The sequence below is a fragment of the Pseudoclavibacter sp. AY1H1 genome (genome assembly GCF_002931055.1).
In the GTDB taxonomy this organism is placed as follows: domain Bacteria; phylum Actinomycetota; class Actinomycetes; order Actinomycetales; family Microbacteriaceae; genus Pseudoclavibacter.
This window is the reverse complement of the sequence record NZ_PSXX01000004.1, coordinates 54164-77081: the sequence shown is the minus strand read 5'-3', so window position 1 is coordinate 77081 and position 22918 is coordinate 54164. Positions and strand designations below refer to the sequence as shown.

Annotated in this window: 21 protein-coding genes; 14 read left to right on the top strand and 7 right to left on the bottom strand. The window is 68.0% G+C overall.

Annotation, left to right across the window (positions count from 1 at the left end; translation table 11 throughout):
* Positions 1-109: 109 nt before the first annotated feature.
* Positions 110-1738 (bottom strand): amidohydrolase, encoded by a 1629-nt coding sequence (locus C5E05_RS08470; RefSeq protein ID WP_104307391.1) that lies wholly within the window; start codon positions 1736-1738, stop codon positions 110-112.
* 43 nt (positions 1739-1781) lie between these two features.
* Positions 1782-3008, bottom strand: a complete 1227-nt coding sequence (locus C5E05_RS08465) for an MFS transporter (RefSeq protein WP_104341666.1) — start codon at positions 3006-3008, stop codon at positions 1782-1784.
* A 180-nt stretch (positions 3009-3188) separates the two neighbouring features.
* On the opposite strand from C5E05_RS08465, the gene C5E05_RS08460 reads away from it, so the two are divergent.
* Positions 3189-4163, top strand: coding sequence for a LacI family DNA-binding transcriptional regulator (locus C5E05_RS08460; protein WP_104307393.1), 975 nt, complete (start codon positions 3189-3191; stop codon positions 4161-4163).
* 660 nt (positions 4164-4823) lie between these two features.
* Here C5E05_RS08460 and C5E05_RS08450 read toward each other — a convergent pair.
* Positions 4824-5453: a TetR/AcrR family transcriptional regulator gene (locus C5E05_RS08450; RefSeq protein WP_219819511.1), complete on the bottom strand. Its 630-nt coding sequence runs from the start codon at positions 5451-5453 to the stop codon at positions 4824-4826.
* Positions 5454-5473: 20 nt separating this feature from the next.
* On the opposite strand from C5E05_RS08450, the gene C5E05_RS08445 reads away from it, so the two are divergent.
* The 4 genes from C5E05_RS08445 to C5E05_RS08435 all read left to right on the top strand — a co-directional run bounded on the left by C5E05_RS08445 (position 5474) and on the right by C5E05_RS08435 (position 8490).
* Positions 5474-6709, top strand: a complete 1236-nt coding sequence (locus C5E05_RS08445) for an MFS transporter (RefSeq protein WP_181059460.1) — start codon at positions 5474-5476, stop codon at positions 6707-6709.
* A gap of 483 nt (positions 6710-7192) precedes the next feature.
* A complete protein-coding gene (locus C5E05_RS20110) occupies positions 7193-7363 on the top strand; it encodes a hypothetical protein (protein ID WP_181059458.1) in 171 nt (56 codons plus the stop codon).
* Positions 7364-8008: 645 nt separating this feature from the next.
* A complete protein-coding gene (locus C5E05_RS08440; protein ID WP_104341663.1) occupies positions 8009-8254 on the top strand; it encodes a hypothetical protein in 246 nt (81 codons plus the stop codon).
* Positions 8254-8490, top strand: a complete 237-nt coding sequence (locus C5E05_RS08435) for a hypothetical protein (protein WP_104341662.1) — start codon at positions 8254-8256, stop codon at positions 8488-8490. Before C5E05_RS08440 ends, C5E05_RS08435 begins: the two co-directional genes overlap by 1 nt.
* An 84-nt stretch (positions 8491-8574) precedes the next feature.
* Here C5E05_RS08435 and C5E05_RS08430 read toward each other — a convergent pair whose 3' ends face one another.
* Positions 8575-9843 carry a helix-turn-helix domain-containing protein gene (locus C5E05_RS08430; protein ID WP_104341661.1) on the bottom strand — a complete coding sequence of 423 codons (1269 nt, stop codon included), beginning with the start codon at positions 9841-9843 and terminating at the stop codon, positions 8575-8577.
* A 264-nt stretch (positions 9844-10107) separates the two neighbouring features.
* A complete protein-coding gene (locus C5E05_RS08425) occupies positions 10108-10875 on the bottom strand; it encodes a YfbU family protein (protein ID WP_104341660.1) in 768 nt (255 codons plus the stop codon).
* Between the two features lie 405 nt (positions 10876-11280).
* Between C5E05_RS08425 and C5E05_RS08420 the strand changes: the two genes are divergently transcribed.
* From C5E05_RS08420 to C5E05_RS08380, 9 genes are all read left to right on the top strand, one after another.
* Positions 11281-12555: a 4-hydroxybenzoate 3-monooxygenase gene (locus C5E05_RS08420; RefSeq protein ID WP_104341659.1), complete on the top strand. Its 1275-nt coding sequence runs from the start codon at positions 11281-11283 to the stop codon at positions 12553-12555.
* Complete coding sequence (gene pcaH, locus C5E05_RS08415; protein WP_104239812.1) at positions 12552-13355, top strand: protocatechuate 3,4-dioxygenase subunit beta; 804 nt, start codon at positions 12552-12554, stop codon at positions 13353-13355. Before C5E05_RS08420 ends, pcaH begins: the two co-directional genes overlap by 4 nt.
* Entirely contained in the window at positions 13348-13935 is a 588-nt protein-coding gene (gene pcaG / locus C5E05_RS08410) for a protocatechuate 3,4-dioxygenase subunit alpha (RefSeq protein WP_104341658.1), read from the top strand. Before pcaH ends, pcaG begins: the two co-directional genes overlap by 8 nt.
* Positions 13936-13937: 2 nt before the next feature.
* Positions 13938-15167 carry a lyase family protein gene (locus C5E05_RS08405; protein WP_146081073.1) on the top strand — a complete coding sequence of 410 codons (1230 nt, stop codon included), beginning with the start codon at positions 13938-13940 and terminating at the stop codon, positions 15165-15167.
* Positions 15164-16420 carry a 4-carboxymuconolactone decarboxylase gene (gene pcaC / locus C5E05_RS08400; RefSeq protein WP_104341656.1) on the top strand — a complete coding sequence of 419 codons (1257 nt, stop codon included), beginning with the start codon at positions 15164-15166 and terminating at the stop codon, positions 16418-16420. The genes C5E05_RS08405 and pcaC overlap by 4 nt, the downstream gene beginning before the upstream one ends.
* Positions 16413-17228 carry a CoA transferase subunit A gene (locus tag C5E05_RS08395; protein ID WP_104341655.1) on the top strand — a complete coding sequence of 272 codons (816 nt, stop codon included), beginning with the start codon at positions 16413-16415 and terminating at the stop codon, positions 17226-17228. The genes pcaC and C5E05_RS08395 overlap by 8 nt, the downstream gene beginning before the upstream one ends.
* Positions 17228-17884 (top strand): CoA transferase subunit B, encoded by a 657-nt coding sequence (locus tag C5E05_RS08390; protein ID WP_104341654.1) that lies wholly within the window; start codon positions 17228-17230, stop codon positions 17882-17884. Before C5E05_RS08395 ends, C5E05_RS08390 begins: the two co-directional genes overlap by 1 nt.
* Positions 17881-19095, top strand: a complete 1215-nt coding sequence (locus tag C5E05_RS08385) for an acetyl-CoA C-acetyltransferase (protein WP_104341653.1) — start codon at positions 17881-17883, stop codon at positions 19093-19095. The genes C5E05_RS08390 and C5E05_RS08385 overlap by 4 nt, the downstream gene beginning before the upstream one ends.
* Positions 19096-19849: 754 nt before the next feature.
* Positions 19850-20605 carry an SDR family oxidoreductase gene (locus C5E05_RS08380; RefSeq protein WP_219819510.1) on the top strand — a complete coding sequence of 252 codons (756 nt, stop codon included), beginning with the start codon at positions 19850-19852 and terminating at the stop codon, positions 20603-20605.
* Here the strand turns inward: C5E05_RS08380 and C5E05_RS08375 are convergent.
* Together C5E05_RS08375 and C5E05_RS08370 are read right to left on the bottom strand one after the other, a co-directional pair.
* Positions 20519-21805 (bottom strand): hypothetical protein, encoded by a 1287-nt coding sequence (locus tag C5E05_RS08375; RefSeq protein WP_104341652.1) that lies wholly within the window; start codon positions 21803-21805, stop codon positions 20519-20521. The two genes, C5E05_RS08380 and C5E05_RS08375, sit on opposite strands and share 87 nt — an antisense overlap.
* A complete protein-coding gene (locus C5E05_RS08370) occupies positions 21802-22872 on the bottom strand; it encodes an amidohydrolase family protein (protein WP_104307410.1) in 1071 nt (356 codons plus the stop codon). Before C5E05_RS08370 ends, C5E05_RS08375 begins: the two co-directional genes overlap by 4 nt.
* Between the last annotated feature and the right edge of the window lie 46 nt (positions 22873-22918).

Genomic DNA, 22918 nt, shown 5'->3' with positions numbered 1-22918 from the left:
CGCGCGCGCCTCGACAAGCCCGGTAGCGGACGTCGAGATCTGGAGGCGACGCCACCTGTTTCTGCGCCTCGCGTTTGAGGCCCGCGACGCCGCTCCGAGGAGTTTCCGCCTAGACGCGCGCCGTCGCGGTCGCGTGTGCCAGGGTCCCGTCGACGTAGGTGGCGATGACCGGCGTCTCGGCGAGTGTCGCCGGGGTGATGCTCAGCGGATCGGCTGCGAAGACCGTCAGCTGCGCACGGGCCCCAGGCGCGATGCTCCCTTCTTCGTGGTCGAGCCCGACGGCTCGGGCGGCGTGGGATGTGTACCCCTCGAGCGCCTGGAGTGCGGTGAGCCCCTGCTCCGGCTGGACTGGGGCGGTGCCGGGCTTGGCGACCGGGTAGCGGAGGATGCTGTCGGCCATCATCGCTCGAGGGTCGAACGGCGTCACGGGCCAGTCGCTTCCTAGTGCGAGCGTGGCACCGGTCTCGCGGATGTCGCGGCAGCGCCAGCCGTGCGAGGCCCGTTGCTCCCCGAGCCGTACCGACCAGTTGTCGCTTCGGTCGGCCTTCGTGTGGTGTGTGCCGTGGATGGGCTGCATGCTCGCGGCGACTCCGAGCTCCGCGAATCGGCCAACGGTCGAGTCTGGGATCGTCTCGATGTGCTCGATGCGGTGCGGTGCGAGGTGCCTGACCTCGCCGAGCTCTTCGATCGCATCCAGGACGAAGTCGACGCCGCGGTCGCCGATGGCGTGGGTCGCGGTCGCGATGCCTCGCTCGGCGAAGAAGCGGAGAGCGGCGCGGTACGCGTCGGGGTCGGTCCAGATGGAGTCGGTGCCCTGCCCGTAGGTGTCGGGCTGGTGGAGCCACGCGGTGCCGTTGTCGACGGTGCCGTCGATGAAGAACTTCACTCCCTCGATGCGCCAGCGCCGCCCGCCCTCGCCTTGCAGAGCCGCGAGGCGTTCGAAGTCATCGTGGTCGGATCCTGGCATGACGAAAGGGGAGATGCGGAGGCGCAGAGGGAGCTCGCTGTGCTCCTCGGCGGCCGTCAGGATCTCCTGGCTCCCCTCGTGGAGGTCGAGGACGTGCGTCGAGGTCAACCCGACCTCGGACATGCCGGCGAGGACTTCCCTGACCTGCCGCACGCGGTCGTCGAACGACTGCTCCGGGGCGTGCGCCATGACGAGGTTCATGGCGGACAGCTCGAGCACGTAGCCAGTGACGGCTCCGTCTCGGTCGACGTCGATGCGCGATTCGTCCGGGAACGTCTCTGCCCCCGTGAGCTCGGCCCGTGCGATCGTTGCCGAGTTCACGACCGCGGAATGCGCGTCCCGCATGCGCAGGAACAGCGGCACGTGCCCGGTAATGTCGTCGAAGATGCGCCCGTCGAAGCCCTCGCCGAAGATGTTCGGGTCGACTCCCCATCCGAAGAGCCACTCGCCTTCAGGGGTGTGGCGGGCGGCGGCTTCGAGCTGCTCGCGCACCTCGGCGAGTGTGAGGTCGGTGAGGTTGAGGCCGCGCGAGAGCTCGGCGCCCCAGACGATGTGCGTGTGGCTGTCGATGAGCCCCGGCGTGATGGTCGCCTCTGGGTAGCGGTGGATGCTCGTGTCCGGCCCGGCGAGCTCGTCGAGGACTTCGTCGCCTCCGGCGGCGATGATGCGCCCGTCGCGGATGGCGACGGTCGTGGTGTGCTCTCCATCCTCGGTCAAGGTGTGGATGCGGCCTGCGGTGATGATCAGGTCCGCGGGTGCTGCAGGGGTCACGGTGGTCTCCTCGAGTGCGTGCGGTTGTCGGCTGTAGTGCGGGTCAGCGGCGAGCTGGTTCGGCGCCCGTCGAGACGGGGATCGCGGTCGTGTTGCCGTCCTCGAACTTGCGGCTCGCTCGAGCGATCTTGAAGAGCACGAGGCCGAACGTGATGCTGGGCACGGTCACGATGACCGCGTAGATGAGCGGGGTGACGGCCACGATGAGCTGGCCGCCGAGCAACGGGCCGAGCGCGATGCCGGTGAGGTACACGCCCATGACGACGACCCCCGTGCGGCCCGTGACATCCATGACGGCGGCGAGGCCGAGCAGGAGAACGAGGACTGCGCCGTACATGACACCCCAGATGCTGATGGCGAGGCCGTAGACGAGTGGGTCGGTGGAGGTGATCATTGCGAACTTGGCGGCGGTGCTGACGACGACGATGATCAGCAGCGATGTGCTGCGACCGAGACGCTTGAGGGCGACCGGGGCCAGGAGCGCTCCGATGAGGCCGCCGAAGACCTTGCCGGACAGCAGCCACCCTGCGACGTTCGGGGCGATGCCGGCGCGATCCGCGAGGACGCTGGTCATGGAGTAGACCATGTCCTCGGTGACCGACCAGAGGCCGGTCGCGACGGCGAGGACGATGCCGAGGGTCGTGATGCTCTGCAGTCGTGTCGGCCCGGTCTTGGTGGCCGGCTCTTTCATGCCAAGGCTGGGCAAGGCGCCGGCGACCACGAGGCCGAGCACGCCGAGGCAGCCGATGGTGATGAGCACGGCCCGAAGGTCGCCTTGGAAGAGTGGCGCGATCGCGAGCAGGGAGGTCGCGCCGATGCGGTTGATGATCATGACGGTGGTCACTGTGCGGTCCGGGTTGACGGTCGACGACTGCGCCGCGGTGCCGCAGGCCAGGACGATGCCGATGCCGAGGCCGCCGACGATGAGGCCGGTGGCGACCCCGGCGACGTTCATGAGTGCCGCTGCGAGGAAGTACCCGCCAGCAAGGAGCACGAGGCCCACACGCGAGATCGCGGCGCGGTTGCCGCGGGCGACGAAGCCATTGGTGATGAGCATCGCGAACACAGACGCGAGGCTCATGCAGGTGGCGAGCAGGCCTGCGGTGCTGATGTCGATGTCGAGGTGGGTGACCATACCGGCGATGAGAACCGGCACGAGGTTCGCGGCCATGAAGGCGATGACGAGCGTGCCGACGAAGCTGAGGACGACTCGGGGAGTGAGTGCACTGAGGGTGGCGGTGGCAGTCGCCTGCGTGGATGGGTGGGTCATGTGGACTCCAGTGATCGGGACGGCGCCCGCTTGGGAAGGTGCGCGCCGGTGTGCGAGAGAGTGTGAGCTGAAGCATGCTCCGGAGCATTTGCGGCAACGTTGCCGCAGTGTTGCGGTGACGTTACCGCACCTGGAAGTCCTGGGCAAGAGCGGTGCCGAAATCGCGAGTAGATTGGTCCGGTGAGTACCGGACCTGTCACGATCCTCGACCTGGCACGAGAGCTCGGGCTCTCGCCGACCACCGTGTCCTCCGCCCTCCACGGCCGTGGTCGCGTCTCCGAGCGCACTCGTGAGCTGGTGATGAAGCAGGCGCAAGCCATGGGGTACGTCTCGAATCGCGCCGCTCAGGCGCTCCGTGGTGGGAAGCACAACGCGATCGGCCTGCATCTGATCTCCTCGGCCGAATCTCTCGCCTTCTACATGGAGTTCGTCTTCGGCGTCACCGAGGTTGCCGCAGCCGAGGGCAACGACCTGGTCCTCTTCACCGAGGGGGGAACGCGTGCCGCCTCGCGCAGTCTGAACGTCGATGGTCTCATCGCTCTCGACTCGCTCCCGGGCGATGCCTTCGTCGCGGATGCCCTCCGGAGGAAGGTCCCCGTGGTTGCGGTCGGGCCTTACCGCGGTGAGGCGAGCGGCCAGGTCATGGCGACGATCGCCGCCGCGCAGGGCGCGCTGACCGGACGTGTCATGGATGCGCTCGCCAGCATCGGTGGGCGTCGGCCCGCCCTCGTCAGCATCGACTCTGCCGTCGCACCCCAGTGGTCGCTGGAGGTCGACGAGGCCTATCGGCGTCGCTGCGAGAACGACGGGAATGAGCCCCTGGTCTTCGGACTTGGCGTGCATCCGGTCCGCGAAGAGCTGATCGACGTGCTCAATCGGATCGACGCCACTGACGGCATCGACAGCATCCTGGTCATCCAGGAGGGTGTCGCCCCGCGTCTCAAGCTCCTGCGAGCTGCGCGGGGGCAGGCGACGCTGCCAATCGCCACGATGAGCGGCGACCCGAGGACGGAGTCCGGCCTGGACGACTTCGTGAGCGTCGACCTGCGTCCCCGCGCGTACGGCCGCGCGGCCGGCGAGTTGATGTTCGAGGTGCTGAGGGGCGAAGCGGTCGCGAAGAACGTGCTTCACGACGTCGTCGTCCGCGTGCCTTGACGCCGGCGAGTACCCCGTCATCGAACCCAGCGCGTTTACCCGCCGGTGGGCGTTTCAAAGCCCATGGGCTCTTTGGAACGTCTCGCACGCCATCATCACGCTCGTGTCTGACTGTGCGGATGCTGAGACCGTCAACGAGGCGACACCGACCCCTCCGCCGGCCGAGTCGACCTCCGCTCCTGCGATCCCGACTGCGGGTCCCGCTGAGCAAGGGATCCCAGCTCCTGAAGTCGGCAGCCCCGGAGCAATCAGCGTCTGCGGTGAACGTCATGTGGCAGACGGAGCTGCTTGATCTGGCACACCCCGCCTCTCCAGCGCACGCAAGAGCGCCTGGGCTCACCTCGCCACTGGAGAAAACGAACCTGAGCGCACTGACGTGCTCGCCGCGTTCGCACTCGTCCACGGCATCGTGCACCTCGCGCTCAGTAACACCCAACCTGCCCTTCCCCACGACGACGCCGCCCTGCGGGACCTCCTGAGCAGACTCTCCTGAACAACCGCTTCCGGACCGCGAATCGAACTCGTTCCGCAACAGAGGCGGCATCGGGAGACCCTTGGGTTTCGCGGCGTCTCACGACGGCATCTCAGACGCCGACGCTGACGCCGACGTCGTCGCGGAGGCGTGACCACTGGGAAAAGCTAGGCGATCCCTTCTCGGACTCAGCGCACCATCAAGAGCACGTCGCGAACGAGTCGCCGCGCATACTCCTCGTCGACAGGAAGGGCGAAGACGACATGGTGATAGAGCGGTGCGACGATGTGGTCAAGGATCTGCCCGACGGTCGGCGCTGCTTGTCCCCGCCCTGATGCCCGACGCACCATCTCCGCCGCCTGGTCGCGCCGCCGCTCCATCACGGGGCAACTCGAGACGGTCTCAGTGCGCGCTGCCACCATCGCTCGCAGATACCGTGTGCGGTGTGGCCGCGCGATGTCCTTGGTGATAATGAGTGCCCATTCCGTGAGATCCGTCTCAAGGGCGCCTGTGTCGGGAATCTGGTCACCCTCTCGCGTCAGCGCCGCGACGGAGACCTCTTCGAGCAGAGCGTCGACGTCGTCCCATCGGCGATACAGCGTGGTCGGGTTGACTCCGGCGCGCTCGGCGATGAGCGGAAAGGTGACCCTCTCTGTTCCTTCGCCGACGAGCTCGCCGACGGCGGTGTAGATCGCGTTCAGAACTCTTGCGCTCCGGCCACCGGGCCGGGTCGACGCTGCAGCAGATGACATGATCAGATTATCGCAAAGAAATTTGCTATAACCAACACCGACGCCTATGTTTAAAGCAAAGATCATTGCTTTACGACGGAGGTATCGTGCTCTCGCGCCCCATCTCATTTACGCTCGCTGGCCTCGCCGGTGCGGCGACGCTGACCGCAGCATCGGCTCCGTCTCCGCTCTACCCCGTCTACCAGCAGCTCTGGGGCTTCTCATCGTTCACCTTGACGGTCATCTTCGCGGCCTACGTCGTCGCGTTGCTCGTCGCTCTGCTCACGGTCGGTTCGCTGAGCGACCGGATCGGGCGCCGCCCCGTGGCATCGGCCTCTCTGGTTCTGCTGACCCTCGGCATGGTTCTCTTCGCAACGGCCGACAGTACGGGCGCTCTGGTAGCGGCGCGACTCGTGCAGGGTTTCGCGGTCGGCGCCGCCACCGGCACCTTCACGGCGATGATCATCGACAAAGCGCCGAGCGCCCGCTCCGGTTCGCTGGTCAGCAGCGCGGTCCCGTCATTGGGAATCGCGTTCGGAGCAGTGCTCGCCGGCGCGCTGGTCGAATTCGCGCCCTTCCCCCGGCAGCTGGTGTTCTGGATCCTGGCTGTCGGTTATCTGGTCATCGCCGCTCTCATCTGGCTGGTTCCAGAGCACGTCCGGCCAGACAGCCGCACAGCCCGCTCGATCTGGCGGTCGCTCCTGCCGAGCATCGGGCTTCCTCCCGCCGCAAGAAGCATCTTCTTCGCCCTTGTCCCGTCGATCGCCGCGACCTGGGCCCTGGGCGGCCTCTACCTGTCACTCGGGTCGTCGATCCTCGGCACCGTACTCGGCGTGCAGAGCCACTTCACCATCGGCCTCGTGCTCGGGGTCTTCTTCATCGCCGGTACGGTCGGCACAGCTGTCTCGGCATTTCTCCCCCCGCGCCTGGGTACGCTGTTCGGCTACGGAACACTGATTCTCGGGGTGCTGATCACGATCGCGGCACTCGTCATGGCCGGTACGCCGCTGTATATCGTCGGTTCGGCGATCGCGGGTCTCGGTTTCGGTGCGACCTTCCGCCTCGCCGTCGGCGCGCTGGGTGAGGCAGCTCCGGATGCGGAGCGTGGACAAGTTTTCTCGACGATGTACATCGTCAGCTATATCGCTTTCAGCGTCCCCGCGCTGGTGGCGGGCCTCGCCGTCGAGCGCTTCGGTCTCGAACCCACCGCGGTCGTGTACGGGGCGCTGGATGTCGCTCTGGTTGTGATCGCGATCGCGGCTGGTCTCGTCAGGGCCCGTCGCCAGGCTGCGGGGGTTCCGGATGGTGCCAGCGCCTCCCAGTCACAGCCCGTTTCGCGCTAACCGATCAGTGGTTCACCAAGCCACGCCACACGACGCACGTGCCCGCAGGACGCTCAACGTCTTGTCGAAATGGGTGCTCACTGTCCCATGCTCTCGCCCGACCTAGCCACGGGCGGACACGGCCAGGCGGCGTGTCCACGACGAAGTGCGGGAGGTGGGCGCGGGAACACATACTTATGGGGCTCACCTTCATTCTCACAACCCACGGGTTTTGCGATGTCTCACTTGGCCAGACTGGGGGAGCGAGACACTCCGAACTCGTCTCCACCATCCCGGGCTGCGCCCGATGTCGATCAGCCGGCCGTACGCGAACAGCACGCGCGCCGTTCGGCCTACGCTCGTCAGATGAGTCCGTTCCTCCCTGGTGCCCGCGGAATGCAGCCCTGCCCGAACTGCGGCACCCAAGTCGTCCAGTCCGATCGGTACCCCGAATACTTGTGCCTCGAATGCGAAGCTCGCGCAGTAGATGCGAACGGTGCACGCGTGGCTGGATCGAACGCGTCGTTCGGCGGCGGGTTCGTGTTGCACTGGCCGAACGGCGAGCACGAATCGCTGCCCTGCATCTCGGCGCGGGTGTGGGTTGATGGACGCGAGTGGGACTACTCCGAGGCGCGATTCGGCGGAGTCCTGATCACTCCAGTGCGAGAGCGCTAACCAACGTCACGCCTGTGAGATTTCCCGCTACGAGCAATTGACCGCACGTCTTCCGACCGGTCTGGATCGACAGCGTTGCATTCAGACCTTGAACGATGGGTTTTGAGGTGTCTCACGCGGCAGGGCACGAGATCGACACGTCTCGGCGTGCGAAGGCAACACGACGACTGCTCACCGCGTCTCGCAACATTTGTGCATGCCCTCAGGTGCAGAGTATGCAAGCTGGTGTCATGCCATCAAACGAGGACAGAAAGATGCTCACGCTGCTTGTGAGCCTAGGAGCAGCGGTCATGCTGGTATGGTTCGTGCTGACCAGCGGCATTTTGGGTCTCGTCTTCGACCCAGGGTAGGGCGACTCGCTGCGAGAGTATGCTCGCGAAACCCATGAGTTTTGCGACAAATAGGTTATGAGACACACCTCCGGGGGCGAGGTCGACTCAGGAGCAGCTCGCGTAGACCTCGCCCACCCGGTTGGCGGTCGCGCCACAGGGGAACATGCAAGGTCGGATCGAAGAATGCAGTTGAGGATACTCGCCGTCCCCAGCGCCGGCTGCTAGCAAATTCCGTTACCCGCTGCCGCCATCCGGATCTCCGAACCGGATGAATATCTGATTCTGACCACCACGGAGCAGTTAGGTTGGACCAATGACCTACTCAAACAGCTCGGATGTCAACGAATCGGGTTTCACAGCGCGAGTTACGGCCTCCACCGAGGCGCCGAGCGCTGACCGTCACGGGGATCACGCAACCTACACGATCGCTCTGGACGCGGACTCTTCGGTCCTAACTCCCGGTGCTCCTGGTTTCACCTGGAGTTTCGCAGGCGAGATCGAGCGCACGCTGGTCGTGAAGTCCCTTCGCGAGTTGGCTGCGCGCTTGGAAGAGCTCTGATGGCTACGAAGTTCGTTCTGGAGCCGCAATCAGACGGAACGTTGCTTGTTGTCACAGCCGGAGAGTTCACACGATACGAAGTCGCAACCCTCCAGAAGGCTGGGGAAAGTTGGATCATCGACCCGCGACCAGAGACGCTGTGGCAGTCGCCCGCAGAGTCTTCGATTTTCCTCGCGAAATACGCGTCAGCAGATGAGGCATTGCGTGCGATACGCGACTGGGGCGGCGACGAGTAGAGGACCTCGGCTTGTAGCTCGGAGCCGAACGGCAAGGCGTTGGCACTACCGGTGACCTGGACGCGCCTGTGCGGTCGTGATGAGTCACTTGTATCGACCGCTGCGTGGCGGCAAGTCCCGACTGAGCCAATAAGGCTCGCTGAAGCCGACTTGATTGACACAGTCGGTGGCCAGGTCAACGGCTGCGCCAACAAATTCTTCTGCGGATACTGAAGGATTTACCGTGACCGTGATTGGGCGGAAGGCTGCACCAAGCGGCGAAGAGGCGACTGAGCCCTCAGAGCGTCCCTCGTGAATAAACACCAGACCTGGTTGCTTACTCCCCGCCGGTGACCATTCCACACCCACACGGACGTCGACATCTCCGGCGAAGTGGACGTCTGCCGATGCGTGCACGAGAGCGAGGAGCGTAGCCACAAATGTCTCCAGCGCCTCGACCGGAACTTCCCAGGGGGAGAGGTACTCACCCTGAGCGCCGTATCTATGGCCACCAGCAACCCAGGCGAGACTGGTCGATCCGTCATCGAATACGGCCGCACGAGCGCTACGCCACTCTGGTCCACTTGGTGGAGCCACCCAGCTACGCAAGCCTGCACGACTGTCGTACGGTTGCACGTCGTGCAGCGGGTGGTACCCGAACTTATTCGCGAGCCACCAGTCCGTTAGATTATGCGCATTGGTCATTACCAGAGCGGCGTCAGCTCTGTCGCGGCGCTTGGGTGAGACGTCCGGGCTTCGAGGGCGGGCGGCACCGACGAGCACCGCGGATTGGCTCGTGTTGAACGACCGCGCCATGTCGTCGTAGTGGTTTTCGAGTTCCACCTGCGACTGTCGGGCCGCGTCGAACCGTGCGCGATACGCCTTCTCGAGATCACGCTCTTTCATCCAGTGTGTGTCGGCGTCGACACGAAGCGGGGCTGCGAACTGTTCGTTCCTGTAGATCAAGTGGGGGCCATCGGTACTCCGCGGCACGACTAAGGCCACAGCTCGGTTTGGCTCTCCACCGATTCGGTATGCGCGAACGCCGAAAATCGGCGGCGTAATCGCTGACATGCAAAGTTGCTGGATCGTGCGCTCGTAGTTTTCCGAGAACTCGCCGGCGTCAGTGCGCTCGACAGCCAGCTTCTCCTCGTCCCGAACGCCGAAAACAAGCATCCCGCCGCTGGCGTTCGCGAAGGCCGCAATATCCTTGACGTGATCTGAGCGTTTGAACTCTCCCTGTGCAGGCAACGCTGTCTTCCAATCCAATTCGTCGGACTCTGCGATGCCCTGCTCGACTGCGTCGTCGAGCATGGCATCAGTCATCGCTCCCGGTGGCAGACCAAGGAGCCGGTGGAGAGGAGTGTGCAGCATGTCGCAATCCTACGAACGTAAGGTTCCCTCAGTTCACAGTTCGGATGGATCGTTGCCGTTGACCTGTAACGCTTGAACCGAGTTGTGCCCGAGAGGCGGCAAATCGTTGTCTCATTCTCAATGAGAGTTGCAGGAGAAGGGTGTGCGGGGCAGTGGAGGTGCACCCTCCGCCGCCCCGCCGAGTTGTTACCGCGGACCGGCACTGGGCTCGACCCACGGCCGCCACCTTGCAACCACTCACTGAAGCTACCCGAACCTGACAAGCTAGGAGCGTCCTCGATTCGAGGGGTGAATCTGCGCTTCGTGCACGCGCGTCAGCTCCTCCGAACTCAGCAGATAGTTGTCTGGGTGATACCTCTGCTCACGGCCAGCCATAATCCGTCGATACTCGGTCAGCATGCGCTGATACACCTCGAGCATCGGCATGTGCGAGTTTCCGTCGTTAGTCTCTTCGATCTGGGGGATAAGTTCACTCCAATGACGACCGTCGGCCATCAAGAACCGCACGTATCCAGCCATGTGGCCTTCGAGTGAGTCGTTGTGATCGAATCCGCGGAAGCGCAGTCGACGCTCCAACTCAGGCTCGACCGGCGTTCCTGCTTCCTCGAGCTGCCGAACGCTGAAGGTGATGATGCGGTGCATGTCGAGGATGTCGACGACTCTGCCACTGTCCCGCTTGGATAGTTCAGTCTCGAATCCAGCCACCTCGAGCCAGTACTGTCCTGTGTACCCGGACTCTAGGATCTCCGCCTTCTTGAGCTGGTACTCCTCGTCACCGTCAGCGCCGTTCGCGTCCTCAGGGAGGACCCGAGCGAGGATGCGGTGCAGCAACGACAAGACGAGTCGATCCCGCAGCGCAAAGCTCTCCGGAGCCTTCTGGTCACCGTGCTCGTCCGAGCGCCCTGTGATCGGAATTATTGCGTCACGCAAAAGATCACGCACGTAGTCGCTCACCGTGACACCTTCGGCCTCCGCGAGTTCCCTCAGTCGATCGTGGTCATGATCGTCAACCCTGACATTCAAAACACCCATGTGTGTTACTCCTTTCGCGTATGACGTAGGTGTCATACTGTGTGACAGTCTACCAGTGGAACACCGCGATCAACAGTCACTGCAGGCTGGGGCGCCGACCGTTGCGGCTGGTCGCTAAACCCTAGGGTTTCGCGACGTCTCACCCTCAGAACGGACCTCGGTCAGCTTCCCTCTTGGGGTCGCCATGCGTGATTCTCAAAACCAGGTGTCACAACTCCCTCAGCGGAGACGTGTATCCGCCGTCGGTTTTGCGACAGTGCTGACCTGTCACGAGCGGCGCTTCATTCCCGCCGTCCTCGGTGCCCGGTAGCTTCCCGAAACCTTCCACCCAGCGGAAACCTCCGCCCACCGCATCCACCCGCCCCGCACACTCGTCTCATCCTTCCCAACGACGAGAGGCGTTCGATGACGAGCGACGAGAGCCACGGCCAGAGCGCCGAGGCAGGCGAGAGCACCGCGACGGGCGTACGCCAGTCCACGCAGGTGGCGATCATCGGAGCCGGGCCGGCTGGCCTGCTGCTCGGCCACATCCTCGGCCAGGCGGGAATCGACTACCGGATTCTCGAGGCGCGCGACAAGGACTACGTGCTCGGGCGCATCCGCGCTGGCGTGCTCGAACAGGACTCCGTCGACCTCCTCGGCAAGTACGGCCTCGACGCCGACCTCAAGACCAACGGCCTCACCCACCACGGCATCTACCTGCAGCACGAGGGCGAACGCCACCACATCGACTTCGCCGAGCTGACCGGCCGCACCGTCACCGTCTACGGCCAGCAGGCGCTCGTCCACCACCTCGTCGCCGAACACGAGCGGCTCGGCTCGCAGCTCGTCTTCGAAGCCACCGACGTTCAGCCGACCAACATTGAATCGGCGCAGATCGACGGGGAGCGCGCATCCGTCGCCTACACGGCCCCGAACGGCGAGCGCATCACCCTCGACTGCGACTACATCATCGGCGCCGACGGCTACCACGGCGTCTGCCGCCAGGCTTTCCCCGAGGGCACCCTCGAGGTCGCCGAGCGCGTCTACGACTTCGCGTGGCTCGGTATCCTCGCCGACGTCGCCCCCTCCACCGACGACCTCATCTACGCGCTCCACCGCGACGGCTTCGCCATGCACTCCATGCGCTCCACCACCGTCTCGCGCCTCTACCTGCAGGTCAGCCCCGACGACGACATCGCCAACTGGAGCGACGAGCGCATCTGGGAAGCCCTCCAGACGCGCCTCGGCACCGAGGGCTGGACCCTCACCGAAGGCCCCATCACCGAGAAGTCGATCCTGCCCATGCGCAGCTTCGTCGTCTCCACCCTCAACTACGGGCGCCTCTACCTCGTCGGCGACGCCGGCCACATCGTGCCCCCGACCGGCGCGAAGGGCCTCAACTCGGCCATCGCCGACGTCGCCCTCCTCGCCGAAGCCCTCCAAGCCCACTACGCCGGCGACGACACGGGCCTCGAGCAGTACAGCGACAAAGCGCTCGACCGGCAGTGGAAGGTGCAGCACTTCTCGCAGTGGATGACCGACATGCTCCACGTGCACCCCGCCGACGGATCCGCCGAGCAGAGCGCCTTCGACTTCCAACGCCAGCTCGGGCAGATCCGCTACGTCACCTCCTCGCACGCCGCCCAGGTCAGCCTCGCCGAGCAGTACGCCGGCCTCCCGTTCGTGGATGCACGATGAGCGCCCCGCAGGAACAGCCGGAGCAGCTCGACGGCCCCGTCGACTCGCTGGTCACCCAGACGCACATCTCGCAGCAGATCGCCGACATGCACACCGCGCACGCCGACGACACCCGCAGCCACCCGCTGCGCGACTTCGCGCCCTACCGATCCGTCGCGCTGCGCCACCCCACACACGAGCTCGTGCGCGCCGACCCCGAGGAGATCGAACTCGTCTCCCCCGCGTTCGGGCACACCGACGTTGCCGCCGAGGAATCCGACCTCACGATCCAGCACAACGGCGAACCCATCGGCGAGCGCATCATCGTCTCCGGCCGCATCCTCGACGGCGAAGGCCGCCCCGTGCGCGGCCAGCTCGTCGAGATCTGGCAGGCCAACGCCGCCGGACGCTACGTGCACAAGCGCGACCAGCACCCCGCCCCGCTCGACCCGAACTTCACGGGCGTCGGCCGCATCATCACGGGCGACGACGGCGAGTACCGGCTCACCACCATCAAGCCCGGCGCGTACCCGTGGAAGAACCACCGCAACGCGTGGCGCCCCGCGCACATCCACTTCTCGCTGTTCGGCACGCAGTTCACGCAGCGCCTCATCACGCAGATGTACTTCCCCGGCGACCCGCTCTTCGCGCTCGACCCCATCTACCAGTCCATCGTCGACCCAGCCGCACGCGCAAGACTCGTCGCGAACTACGACCACGACGTCAGCGAGCACGAGTGGGCGATCGGCTACAAGTGGGACATCGTGCTCACCGGCTCGAAGTCCACGTGGATGGAACCGGAGGACACCGACCATGCCTGAACCCACCACCACCGAGGCGGCACCGCTCGGCCAGACGCCGTCGCAGACCGTCGGCCCCTTCTACGGCTACGCCCTGCCCTACGAGCGCGGCGGCGAGATCGCCGCCCCCTGGCGGCCCGACGCGATCCGCCTCCACGGCACCGTCACCGACGGTGCGGGCGAGACGGTTCCGGATGCCATTCTCGAGCTGTGGGGGCTCGACGCCGACGGCCAGCCGGTCGCGCAGCGTGGCAGCCTCGAACGAGACGGCTACACGTTCACGGGCTTCGGCCGCGCACCGGCCGACCGCGACGGCCACTACTCGTTCACGACCATCAAGCCAGGGCGACGGGATGCGGGAGCCGCCCCCTACCTGCTCGTCACGATCTTCGCGCGGGGCCTCCTCCACCACCTCTTCACGCGCGCCTACTTCGGCGACCAGCCCGGCGAGAACGAGACGGACCCCGTGCTCGCCGGCCTGACCCCCGAGCGCCGCGCCACCCTCATCGCGACCCCGGATGCGCCCGGCAGCTACCGCTTCGACATCCGCCTCCAGGGCGACGGCGAGACGGTCTTCTTCGACTTCGGCCAGGAGGTGTGACCGTGCGCCGGGAAGGTGGGGACGAGCAGGGCTCGCCCGTGCGCGGCATGCTGCGCGTCGAGGCCGAGCTGCTGCTCGCGTGGGCGGCGCTCGAGACGAAGGACGCCACCGCATCCGCACGTGCCGTCGAGACCGCCGACCTCGATGCCGACGCGCTGCGCGACGGCCTCGAGTCGGACGGCGTGATGGTTCCGGAGCTCGTGCGCCAGCTGCGCGCCTCGCTCGCCACCGCCGGCGTCGAGGCCCCGCGCCTGCACGCGGGTGCGACGAGCCAGGACATCGTCGACTCCGCCAGCATGCTGCACGCGCGCGACGCGCTCGCCGCCGTGCGGGCCGACCTCGCCGCGACCGGCACCCGCCTCCAGGGCCTCGCCGACGCCGAACGCCGCTCACCCCGCGTCGCCTACACGCTCGGCCGGCAGGCCGCCGCGAGCACACTCGGCGTGCAGTTCGCGGGCTGGCTCGACGGCGTCACCTCCGCCATCGCGGCCATCGACGCCCTCGACTACCCCGTGCAGTTCGGCGGCGCCGTCGGCACCGGCGAGGCAGCCGACCGGCTCGGGTCCGGCGCGCAGACCACGAGCATCCTGCGGGCGCACCTCGCGGCCGGCCTCGGCCTCGACGACCCCCGCCGCTCCTGGCACGCCGAGCGCACCCCGGTGCTCGCCGTCGCGAGCGCCGCGACGGCCGTGTGCACAGCCCTCGGGCGCATCGGACGCGACCTCGTCACCTCCTCCGGCGAACGCGTCGGCGAACTGTCGCTCGCCGGCGGCGGCGCCTCCTCGGCGATGCCCCACAAGCAAAACCCCGTCGCCCCCATCGTGGTCGTCTCGAACGCCCTCCAGGCGCCCGGCCTCCTCGCGACCATCGCCTCCGCCGCCATCTCCCAGGACGAACGGCCGGCCGGCGAATGGCACGCCGAATGGGATGCGCTGCGCCGGCTCCTCGAACTCGCTAGCGTGTCTGCGCGACGCCTCGCCGCTTCCCTCGACCGCGTCACCGTCGAGCGCGAGACGGCGCGGCACCACCTCGCCGACTCCGCCGTCGCGGGCGCCGACCAGGTCACGCTGCAGGCCGCGAACCGCGTCGTCAACGCCGCCATCAGCCGGTTCCTCTACCAGGACGCCAGCCAGGAGCGGGATACGGACAGCGACGTGGACAGCGACGCGGACAGCGACAGCGACAGCCACAGCCACGCGGACGACAGCACGAACAGCGAGGAGACGGCATGACGATCCCACGGCTCAGGGGCGCCTTCGCCCCCGGCACGCAGCCCGCAGCCCAGAACGAGCTGCTGGTGCTGCTCCCATCGCTCGGCACCACCATGGCGCTCTGGGACGGCACCGTCGAAGCTCTGCGCGCCTCGACACCCGGCAGCACGCTCCGCATCCTGCGCGTCGACCTCCCCGGCCACGGCTCCAGCCCCGCCGTCACCGAGCCGTTCACGATCGCCGAGCTCGCGGATGCGGTCCTCGGGGTCGTCGAGGAAGCCGGCGGCGGCGCATTCCACCTCGCGGGGCTCTCCCTCGGCGGCGCCATCGCCCTCGAGCTGGCCCTCGCGCACCCCGAGCGCGTCAAGAGCCTCGCGCTCTTCTGCACCGACTCGAAGATCGGCACCACCGAGGGATGGGAGCAGCGGGCCGCCGCGGTGCGCGCATCCGGAACCGCGTCGCTCGTCACGGGCAGCGCCCAACGTTGGTTCGCGCCCGGCTTCCTCGAACAGCACCCGCTCTCTCCCGCCGCGCGATCCCTCTCGACGCTCATCGACATCGACGACGAGTCCTACGCCCGCTGCAACGAGGCGCTCGCCGTCTTCGACCGCACCGCATCGCTCGGCTCGCTGCGCGCACCCGTGCTCGTCGTGAGCGGCGAACACGACGCCGTCACGACACCGGAAGCCATGCAGACGCTCACCGAGCGCATCCCGAACGGCTACCACTCCACCATCGCCGGCACCGCCCACCTGGCCGCGCTCGAAGACCCGGACGCCGCGGCCCGCCTCCTCACGACGCACCTGCGCGCATCCGCGTTGCCGGCGCAGCCCGGCGCGACGAACGCGCACGAGCAGGGCATGCAAGTGCGCCGCGAGGTGCTCGGCGACGCGCACGTCGACCGCGCCGTTGCCGGAACGACCGCAGAGACCGCGCCGTTCCAGGACTTCATCACCCGCTACGCGTGGGGCGAGATCTGGGCGCGCGACGAGCTGTCCCGCCGCGAGCGGTCCATCGCGACGCTCGCGAGCCTCGTCACCGGATCGCACGAGGCAGAGATCCGGATGCACGTGCGCGCCGCCCTCACCAACGGCCTCACGCGTGCCGAGATCGCCGAAGTCATCCTGCACACCGCGCTCTACGCCGGGCTGCCTCCCGCCAACGCAGCCCTCGGCATCGCCAAGGAGGTCTTCGCGGACCTCGACGCCGCCAGTGCCGACGGCACCGCAGACACAGCAGAGTCCAGCCCCAACGAAGGAGCAGAACGTGGATAAGACCTACGCCTCGGCGGCCGACGCCGTCGCCGACATCCCGGCGGGCGCATCGCTCGCGGTCGGAGGATTCGGCCTCTCCGGCGTGCCCATCACCCTCATCCGCGCCATCCAAGTGCTCGGCGTCGACGGCCTCGAGGTCGTCTCCAACAACTGCGGCGTCGACGGCTGGGGCCTCGGCGAGCTGCTCTCCAAAGGGCGCATCCGCCGCGTCATCGCGAGTTACATCGGCGAGAACAAGGAGTTCGCGCGCCAGTACCTGTCCGGCGAGATCGAGGTCGAGCTCACCCCGCAGGGCACCCTCGCCGAGCGCCTGCGCGCTGGCGGCGTCGGGGTCCCGGCCTTCTACACGGCGACCGGGGCCGGCACCATGGTCTCCGAGGGTGGGATGCCCATCCGCTACAACTCCGACGGCACCGTCGGCCTCGTGAGCGACCCCAAGGAGCAGCGCCCCTTCGACGTGTTCGGGGCCGCGAAGGAGTACGTGCTCGAGACCGCCATCAGCACCGACTTCGGGCTCGTGCGCGCCGCTGTCGGCGACCGCCACGGCAACCTGCGCTTCGAGAAGTCGACCCGCAACTTCAACCCCCTCGCCGGCATGGCCGGGCGCATCACGATCGCCGAGGTCGACCGACTCGTCGAGCCAGGCGAGCTCGACCCCGACGAGATCCACCTGCCCGGCATCTACGTCGACCGGGTGGTTGTGCTCACATCGGAGCAGTCCGGTGAGCTGCCCATCGAGAAGACCACCGTCCGGCCGCGCGAAACCGCCGGAACGACCGCATCCACCGACTCGAGGGGACACGCCTGATGCCGCTGACCAGGAACGAGATGGCCGCCCGCGCCGCCAAGGAGCTCAAGGACGGCTCGTACGTGAACCTCGGCATCGGACTGCCGACGCTCATCCCGAACTACATCGACGACGGCATCGAAGTGGTGCTGCACTCCGAGAACGGCATCCTCGGCGTCGGCCCGTACCCGTGGGAGGGCGAGGCAGACCCGAAGCTCATCAACGCCGGCAAGGAGACCGTCACCGTGCTGCCCGGCGCGTCCTTCTTCGACTCGGCAGCGAGCTTCGGCATGATCCGCGGCGGCCGCGTCACCAACGCCGTCCTCGGCGCCATGCAGGTCTCCGCTCAGGGCGACATCGCCAACTGGGCCGTGCCCGGCAAGATGGTCAAGGGCATGGGCGGAGCGATGGACCTCGTCAACGGCGCCGAGCACGTGCTCGTCGTCATGGAGCACGTCGCGAAGGACGGCTCGCCGAAGATCGTCGAGCAGTGCACCCTGCCCCTCACCGGCAAGGGCTGCATCGACCGCATCATCACCGACCTGGCCGTCCTCGACGTGACGGACTCCGGGCTCGTGCTCGTCGAGCTCGCGCCCGGCGTGACGGTCGACGAGGTTCGGGACGCAACCGGGGCCGCCTTCACGGTCGCCGAGTCCCTGCAGGAGGTCTCGGCATGACCGAGCTCCGCGAGGTCGTCATCTGCTCACCGCTCCGCACGCCCGTCGGGCGGCTCGGCGGATCGCTCGCGCCGCTCTCGGCTCGAGCGCTCGGCGTCGCCGTGCTCCAGGCGCTCGTCGCGCGCAGCGGGCTCGACGTCACCGCCGTCGACTCCGTCATCGGCGCGCAGGGGTACCCCTCCATGGAGTCTCCGGCCTTCGGGCGGGTCGCGGCACTGGATGCGGGCTTCCCCATCACCACGACGGGGTACCAGCTCGACCGCCGGTGCGGCTCGGGACTGCAGGCCGTCATGAATGCGGCGATGGAGGTGCAGACGGGGGTCGCCGACGTGGTCGTCGCCCTCGGCGCCGAATCGATGTCGAACGCTCCCCTCTATACGGAGCAGGGACGCCGCGGCACCCCGCCCGCCGGACTCATGCTCCACGACGCCCTGGCCCGCGGCCGGGAGACCGTCGGCGGCGTCAACTACCCGAGCCCCGACGGCAACGTGGGAAGCGCCGAGCTGCTGCGTTCCGAGTACGGCATCAGCCGTGAGGCGCAGGACCGCTTCGCCCTGCAGTCGCACCAACGCGCCGTCGCCGCGCAGGAATCCGGCGCGTTCGACGCCGAGCTCGTGCCCGTCACCGTGCCTGGCCGGAAGGGCGACGTGCTCGTCGACCGGGACGAGCATCCGCGCGCCGACTCGTCGCTCGAGGCCCTCGCCCGACTGCGGCCGATCCTCGGGAAGAAGGACCCGGCATCCACCGTCACGGCCGGTAACTCGAGCGGACAGAACGACGCGGCCGCAGCCTGCATCGTGACGACCCCAGAGCGGGCGGCTGCGCTTGGCCTCACGGCTTCCGTTCGGCTGGTTTCGTGGGCGGTAGCGGGCAACGACCCGCGCCTCTTCGGTGTCGCGCCGGTGCCGGCGACGTCGCTTGCGCTCGCGCGCGCAGGCATCGGCCTGGCGGACCTCGACGTGATCGAGCTCAACGAGGCCTTCGCCGTGCAGGTGCTCGCGTGCCTCGCCGACTGGGGCATCGACGCCGAAGACCCGCGCCTCAACCCGCGCGGCTCCGGCATCTCCATCGGCCACCCCATCGGCGCCACCGGAATCCGCATGCTCGCGACCCTCGCGAACGAGCTGCCGGCCCTCGACGCCAGCCTCGCCCTCGAGACCATGTGCATCGGCGGAGGCCAGGCGCTCGCCGCCGTCTTCGAGCGCGTGTAGGGCGCGCGGCGGTGCGGCGGTGCGGCGGGGCCGCGCTGCCCACCCACTTTCGTTTCGGGATGGGTTTCGCGCTTGCGGATGGGTTGCAACCCATCCCGAGGCGTGTAACCCATCTCGAGAAGCTGGGGTGGGGCGCGTTGTCTGGCTGCGTCCGTTTCGGGATGGATTCCTCGTCTGTCTTCCCACCCCCACCTTCGTTTCGCTGCCTGCCCACTGCGGTTTCGGGATGGGTTTCGCGCTTGTGGATGGGTTGCATCCCATCCCGAGGCGTGTAACCCATCTCGAGAAGCTGGGGTGGGGCGCGTTGTCTGGCTGCGTCCGTTTCGGGATGGATTCCTCGTCTGCTTTCCCAGCCCCACCTTCGTCTCGCTGCCTGCCCCCTGCGGTTTCGGGATGGGTTCCTCGCTTGTGGATGGGTTGCATCCCACCCCGAGGCGTGTAACCCATCTCGAGAAGCTGGGGTGGGGCGCGTTGTCTGGCTGCGTCCGTTTCGGGATGGATTCCTCGTCTGTCTTCCCAGCCCCACCTTCGTCTCGCTGCCTGCCCCCTGCGGTTTCGGGATGGGTTCCTGGCTTGCGGATGGGTTGCAACCCATCCCCAGGCGTGTAACCCATCTCGAATCGGGGCTGGCCGTGGTCGTCGCCGTCGCATCCAGGGAGCGGATGGGCCGGATCAGCGATTGCCGCTGTCCGCCTGCCGCGCTCCCTGCTTGAGTTGAGGTGGATGCGCAGAGCCGCACGCCGAGAGGAGCCCCGTGCCTGAGACCACCAGTGCGTTCGCCGCAGCCGTCGTCGTGACGGGGGCCGCTTCCGGTATCGGCGCGGCCGTCGTGGAGCGGCTCATCGAGGGCGACGTCCCGGTCATTGCCGCCGACCTGGCATGGCCCGCGGATGCCGCCCAGCCGTCGGGCGTGCGACGCGTTGTCCTCGATGTGCGCGACCCGGAGGGCTGGGCGTCGCTCGCCGAGCTCGCCGCGACCACCGGCGCGCTCGCGGGTCTCGTGAACGCGGCCGGCATCACGAGGCGTGCCCGGCTCGAGGCAGCGAGCGCGGAGGACTTCGAGGTGGCCTTCGCGGTCAACGCGACGGGCCCAGCGCTCGGAATCCAGGCGCTCGCCCCGCTCATGGCGAGCGGCGCATCCATCGTCAACGTGGGTTCCGCGGCGGCGGTCACGGCCCACTACGCGGTGGCGTATGCGGCGAGCAAATGGGCGCTGCGCGGCATCACGAAGACCGCGGCGATGGAGCTGGGGCCGCGGGGGATCCGCGTGAACATCGTGCATCCCGGGTACATCGAGACGCCAATGACGGCGAGCGCCTCGGCGGTGTTCCGCGACATCAACGTCGAGCTGACACCGCTCGGCCGGACGGGATCGCCGGGTGAGGTCGCCGACGTCATCGCGAGCCTGCTCTCGCCCGAGACCTCATTCGTGACGGGCGCCGAGCTCTCGATCGACGGCGGCCTGACCTCGCACGGCGTCGGCCTCCCGATCGCTCGCGCGATCAGTTGAGGCGGACAGCTCGCCCGTGCGCTGAACGGCCAGGGACGCCCGGGAGCTCGCGACGCCGAACCCGAGCTCGAGCAGCGCGACGACAGCGAGGCCGCCGATGATGACCGGCCAGCCGATGCCCGCTCCGGCAAGCAGGCCGGACAGCAGGGGGCCGGCCGCCGCGGCCCCATAGCCGATGCCCTGGACCACTGCCGAGAACGCGGCAGTGGATGCGCCGCTCGGTGCCGTGAGCACGATGAGCGCGACGGAGATCCCGAACGCCGAGCTCAAGGCGACGCCGAGCACCGCGACGACCACGGTCATCGCCGCGAGGGGTGCGATCGCGAGACCAAGCAGGCTCGCGGCGCCGAGCAGCGCGGTGACGACGAGCATCGGCGTGCGCCAGCCGGCTCGCGATGCAAGCATCGGCGCGAACAGGGCCGCCGGGAGCCCGGCGACGCTCATCCACGCGAGCAGCAGTCCGGCCGCCGCCGGGGTGGCCCCGCGGTCCATCGCGATCGTGGGGAGCCACGCGGTCATGGCGAAGTAGAGGAGCGCCTGGCAGGCGAAGAAACCCGTCACCGGCCAGAGCCCGCGGGCGCGCAGGATCGGCTGGCGCTCGCCAGCCGAGGTCGGCCGTGGCCCAGCGCCGCGGGTCTCGATGCGGCGACCGAAGGCGAGGGCGAACGCGAGAGCGATGAGGAGGGGGACTCCCCACGCTGCGAGCGCCGGCCCGACCTCATCGCCCAGGGCGTGGAAGAGCGGCACCGAGAATGCTGCGCCGGTCGCGGCGCTGACGCCGAACGATGCCGTGTAGACGCCCGTCCAGAACCCGCCGCGCGTGGCGAGCGCGCTCCGGATGATCTGCGGGGCGAGGATACCGAGGATCGCGATGGAGGCGCCGATGAGGACGGTCGACACGAACAGCGGCGCGGGTCCGAGGGGTCGCAGCAGGGTCGCGCCCGCGAGCACCGCGAGGAGCAGCGCGATCGATCTGGGCAGTCCGAGCCGGCCGACGATCAGCGGGGCGAGGGGCGCGGCGAGCGCGAAGAGGAGCACCGGAATCGAGCTGAGGACGGCGAGCGCCGACGGCGAGAGCGAGTAGCCGGTCCCGATCTCACCGAGCAGCGCGGAGGGGTTCGTGATCGGGAACCTGACGCTCAGCCCGACGGCGATGACGAGGATGCCGGCCGCGACGCCCTGTCGGCGCTGAGCGTTCACCGCAGCACCCGGCCGTCGTGGAGCACCCGGCCGTCGCGGAGGACGCGAAGGGGAGCCGGTCGGTCGACGACGAGCTGAGCGAGATTCTCGGCAGCGAACTCGAGTCGGGTGCCACTGCGCTCGTCCCACTCCGCGACGCTCGCGAGGCCCATCATCTCGCCGCCCGAGATGGAGGCGATGCGGAACGCCCGCTCCAGCTCTTCGTCGGTCATCGCACCGGTTCGGTAGGCGAGGAGGTGGGCGCGGTCGACCATGCTGCCCGTGCCGAACGGGCTCCACGCATCCCGAACCCCATCGGAGCCGGCAACCGCCCGCACGCCGTGGGCTTCGAAGCGGTCGAGGTCGGGCACCGGGTCGGGGCCGAGCGCGCACACCGCGATCCAGAGGCCCGCCTCGGCGACGAGATCGAGTGTCTCGCCGAGCGACGCGAGTGTGGGATCGCAGAGCGCGAAGGCGTGGCCGATGGTCACGCCGCCCTGCCGGCCGCCGGCGATCGTGCGCCGCGCGATCTCCCGGATCTGCGCCAGGCCCTCCTCGCCGCCGTCGTGCAGGTGGATGTCCAGCTCGCGTCCGGCGCGATCGGCGAGCCCGAAGATCGCGTCGAGATGCCCGTGCAGGTCGCCTTCCAGCCCCGAGGGGTCGATGCCCCCGACGAGGTCCGCGCCCGACTGCAGCGATGCCGCCATCGCCTCCAGGGTGCCCGGGTTCGAGAGGAGCCCGAACTGGGGGAACGCGACGATCTGCACGGTCAGGTCGCCGGCGAGGCGCTCGGCCGCGGCACGAACCCCTTCCACGTTCCCGATGCCCAGCTCCGAGGAGACGTCGACGTGGGCGCGCATCCCGAACGTGCCGTTCGCGAGCGCCTGCGAGAACAGGCTGAACGCGCGCTCCTCGACGCTCGTGTCGTAGGCCGTCTGCGTCGCGCGGTCGTTCTCGATCAGCTCGGCGAGCGTGGCCGCTCCTCGACGCGACTGCCAGGGCCGACCCCACGAGGTCTTGTCTGGATGGATGTGCGCGTCGACGAGCCCGGGCGTGCGCAGCGTCTGCGTGGGCGTGGAATCGGTCATGGTGCTGCTTTCCCCGGGATGGTCGTGAGCTCCCGGACTGCCCTGG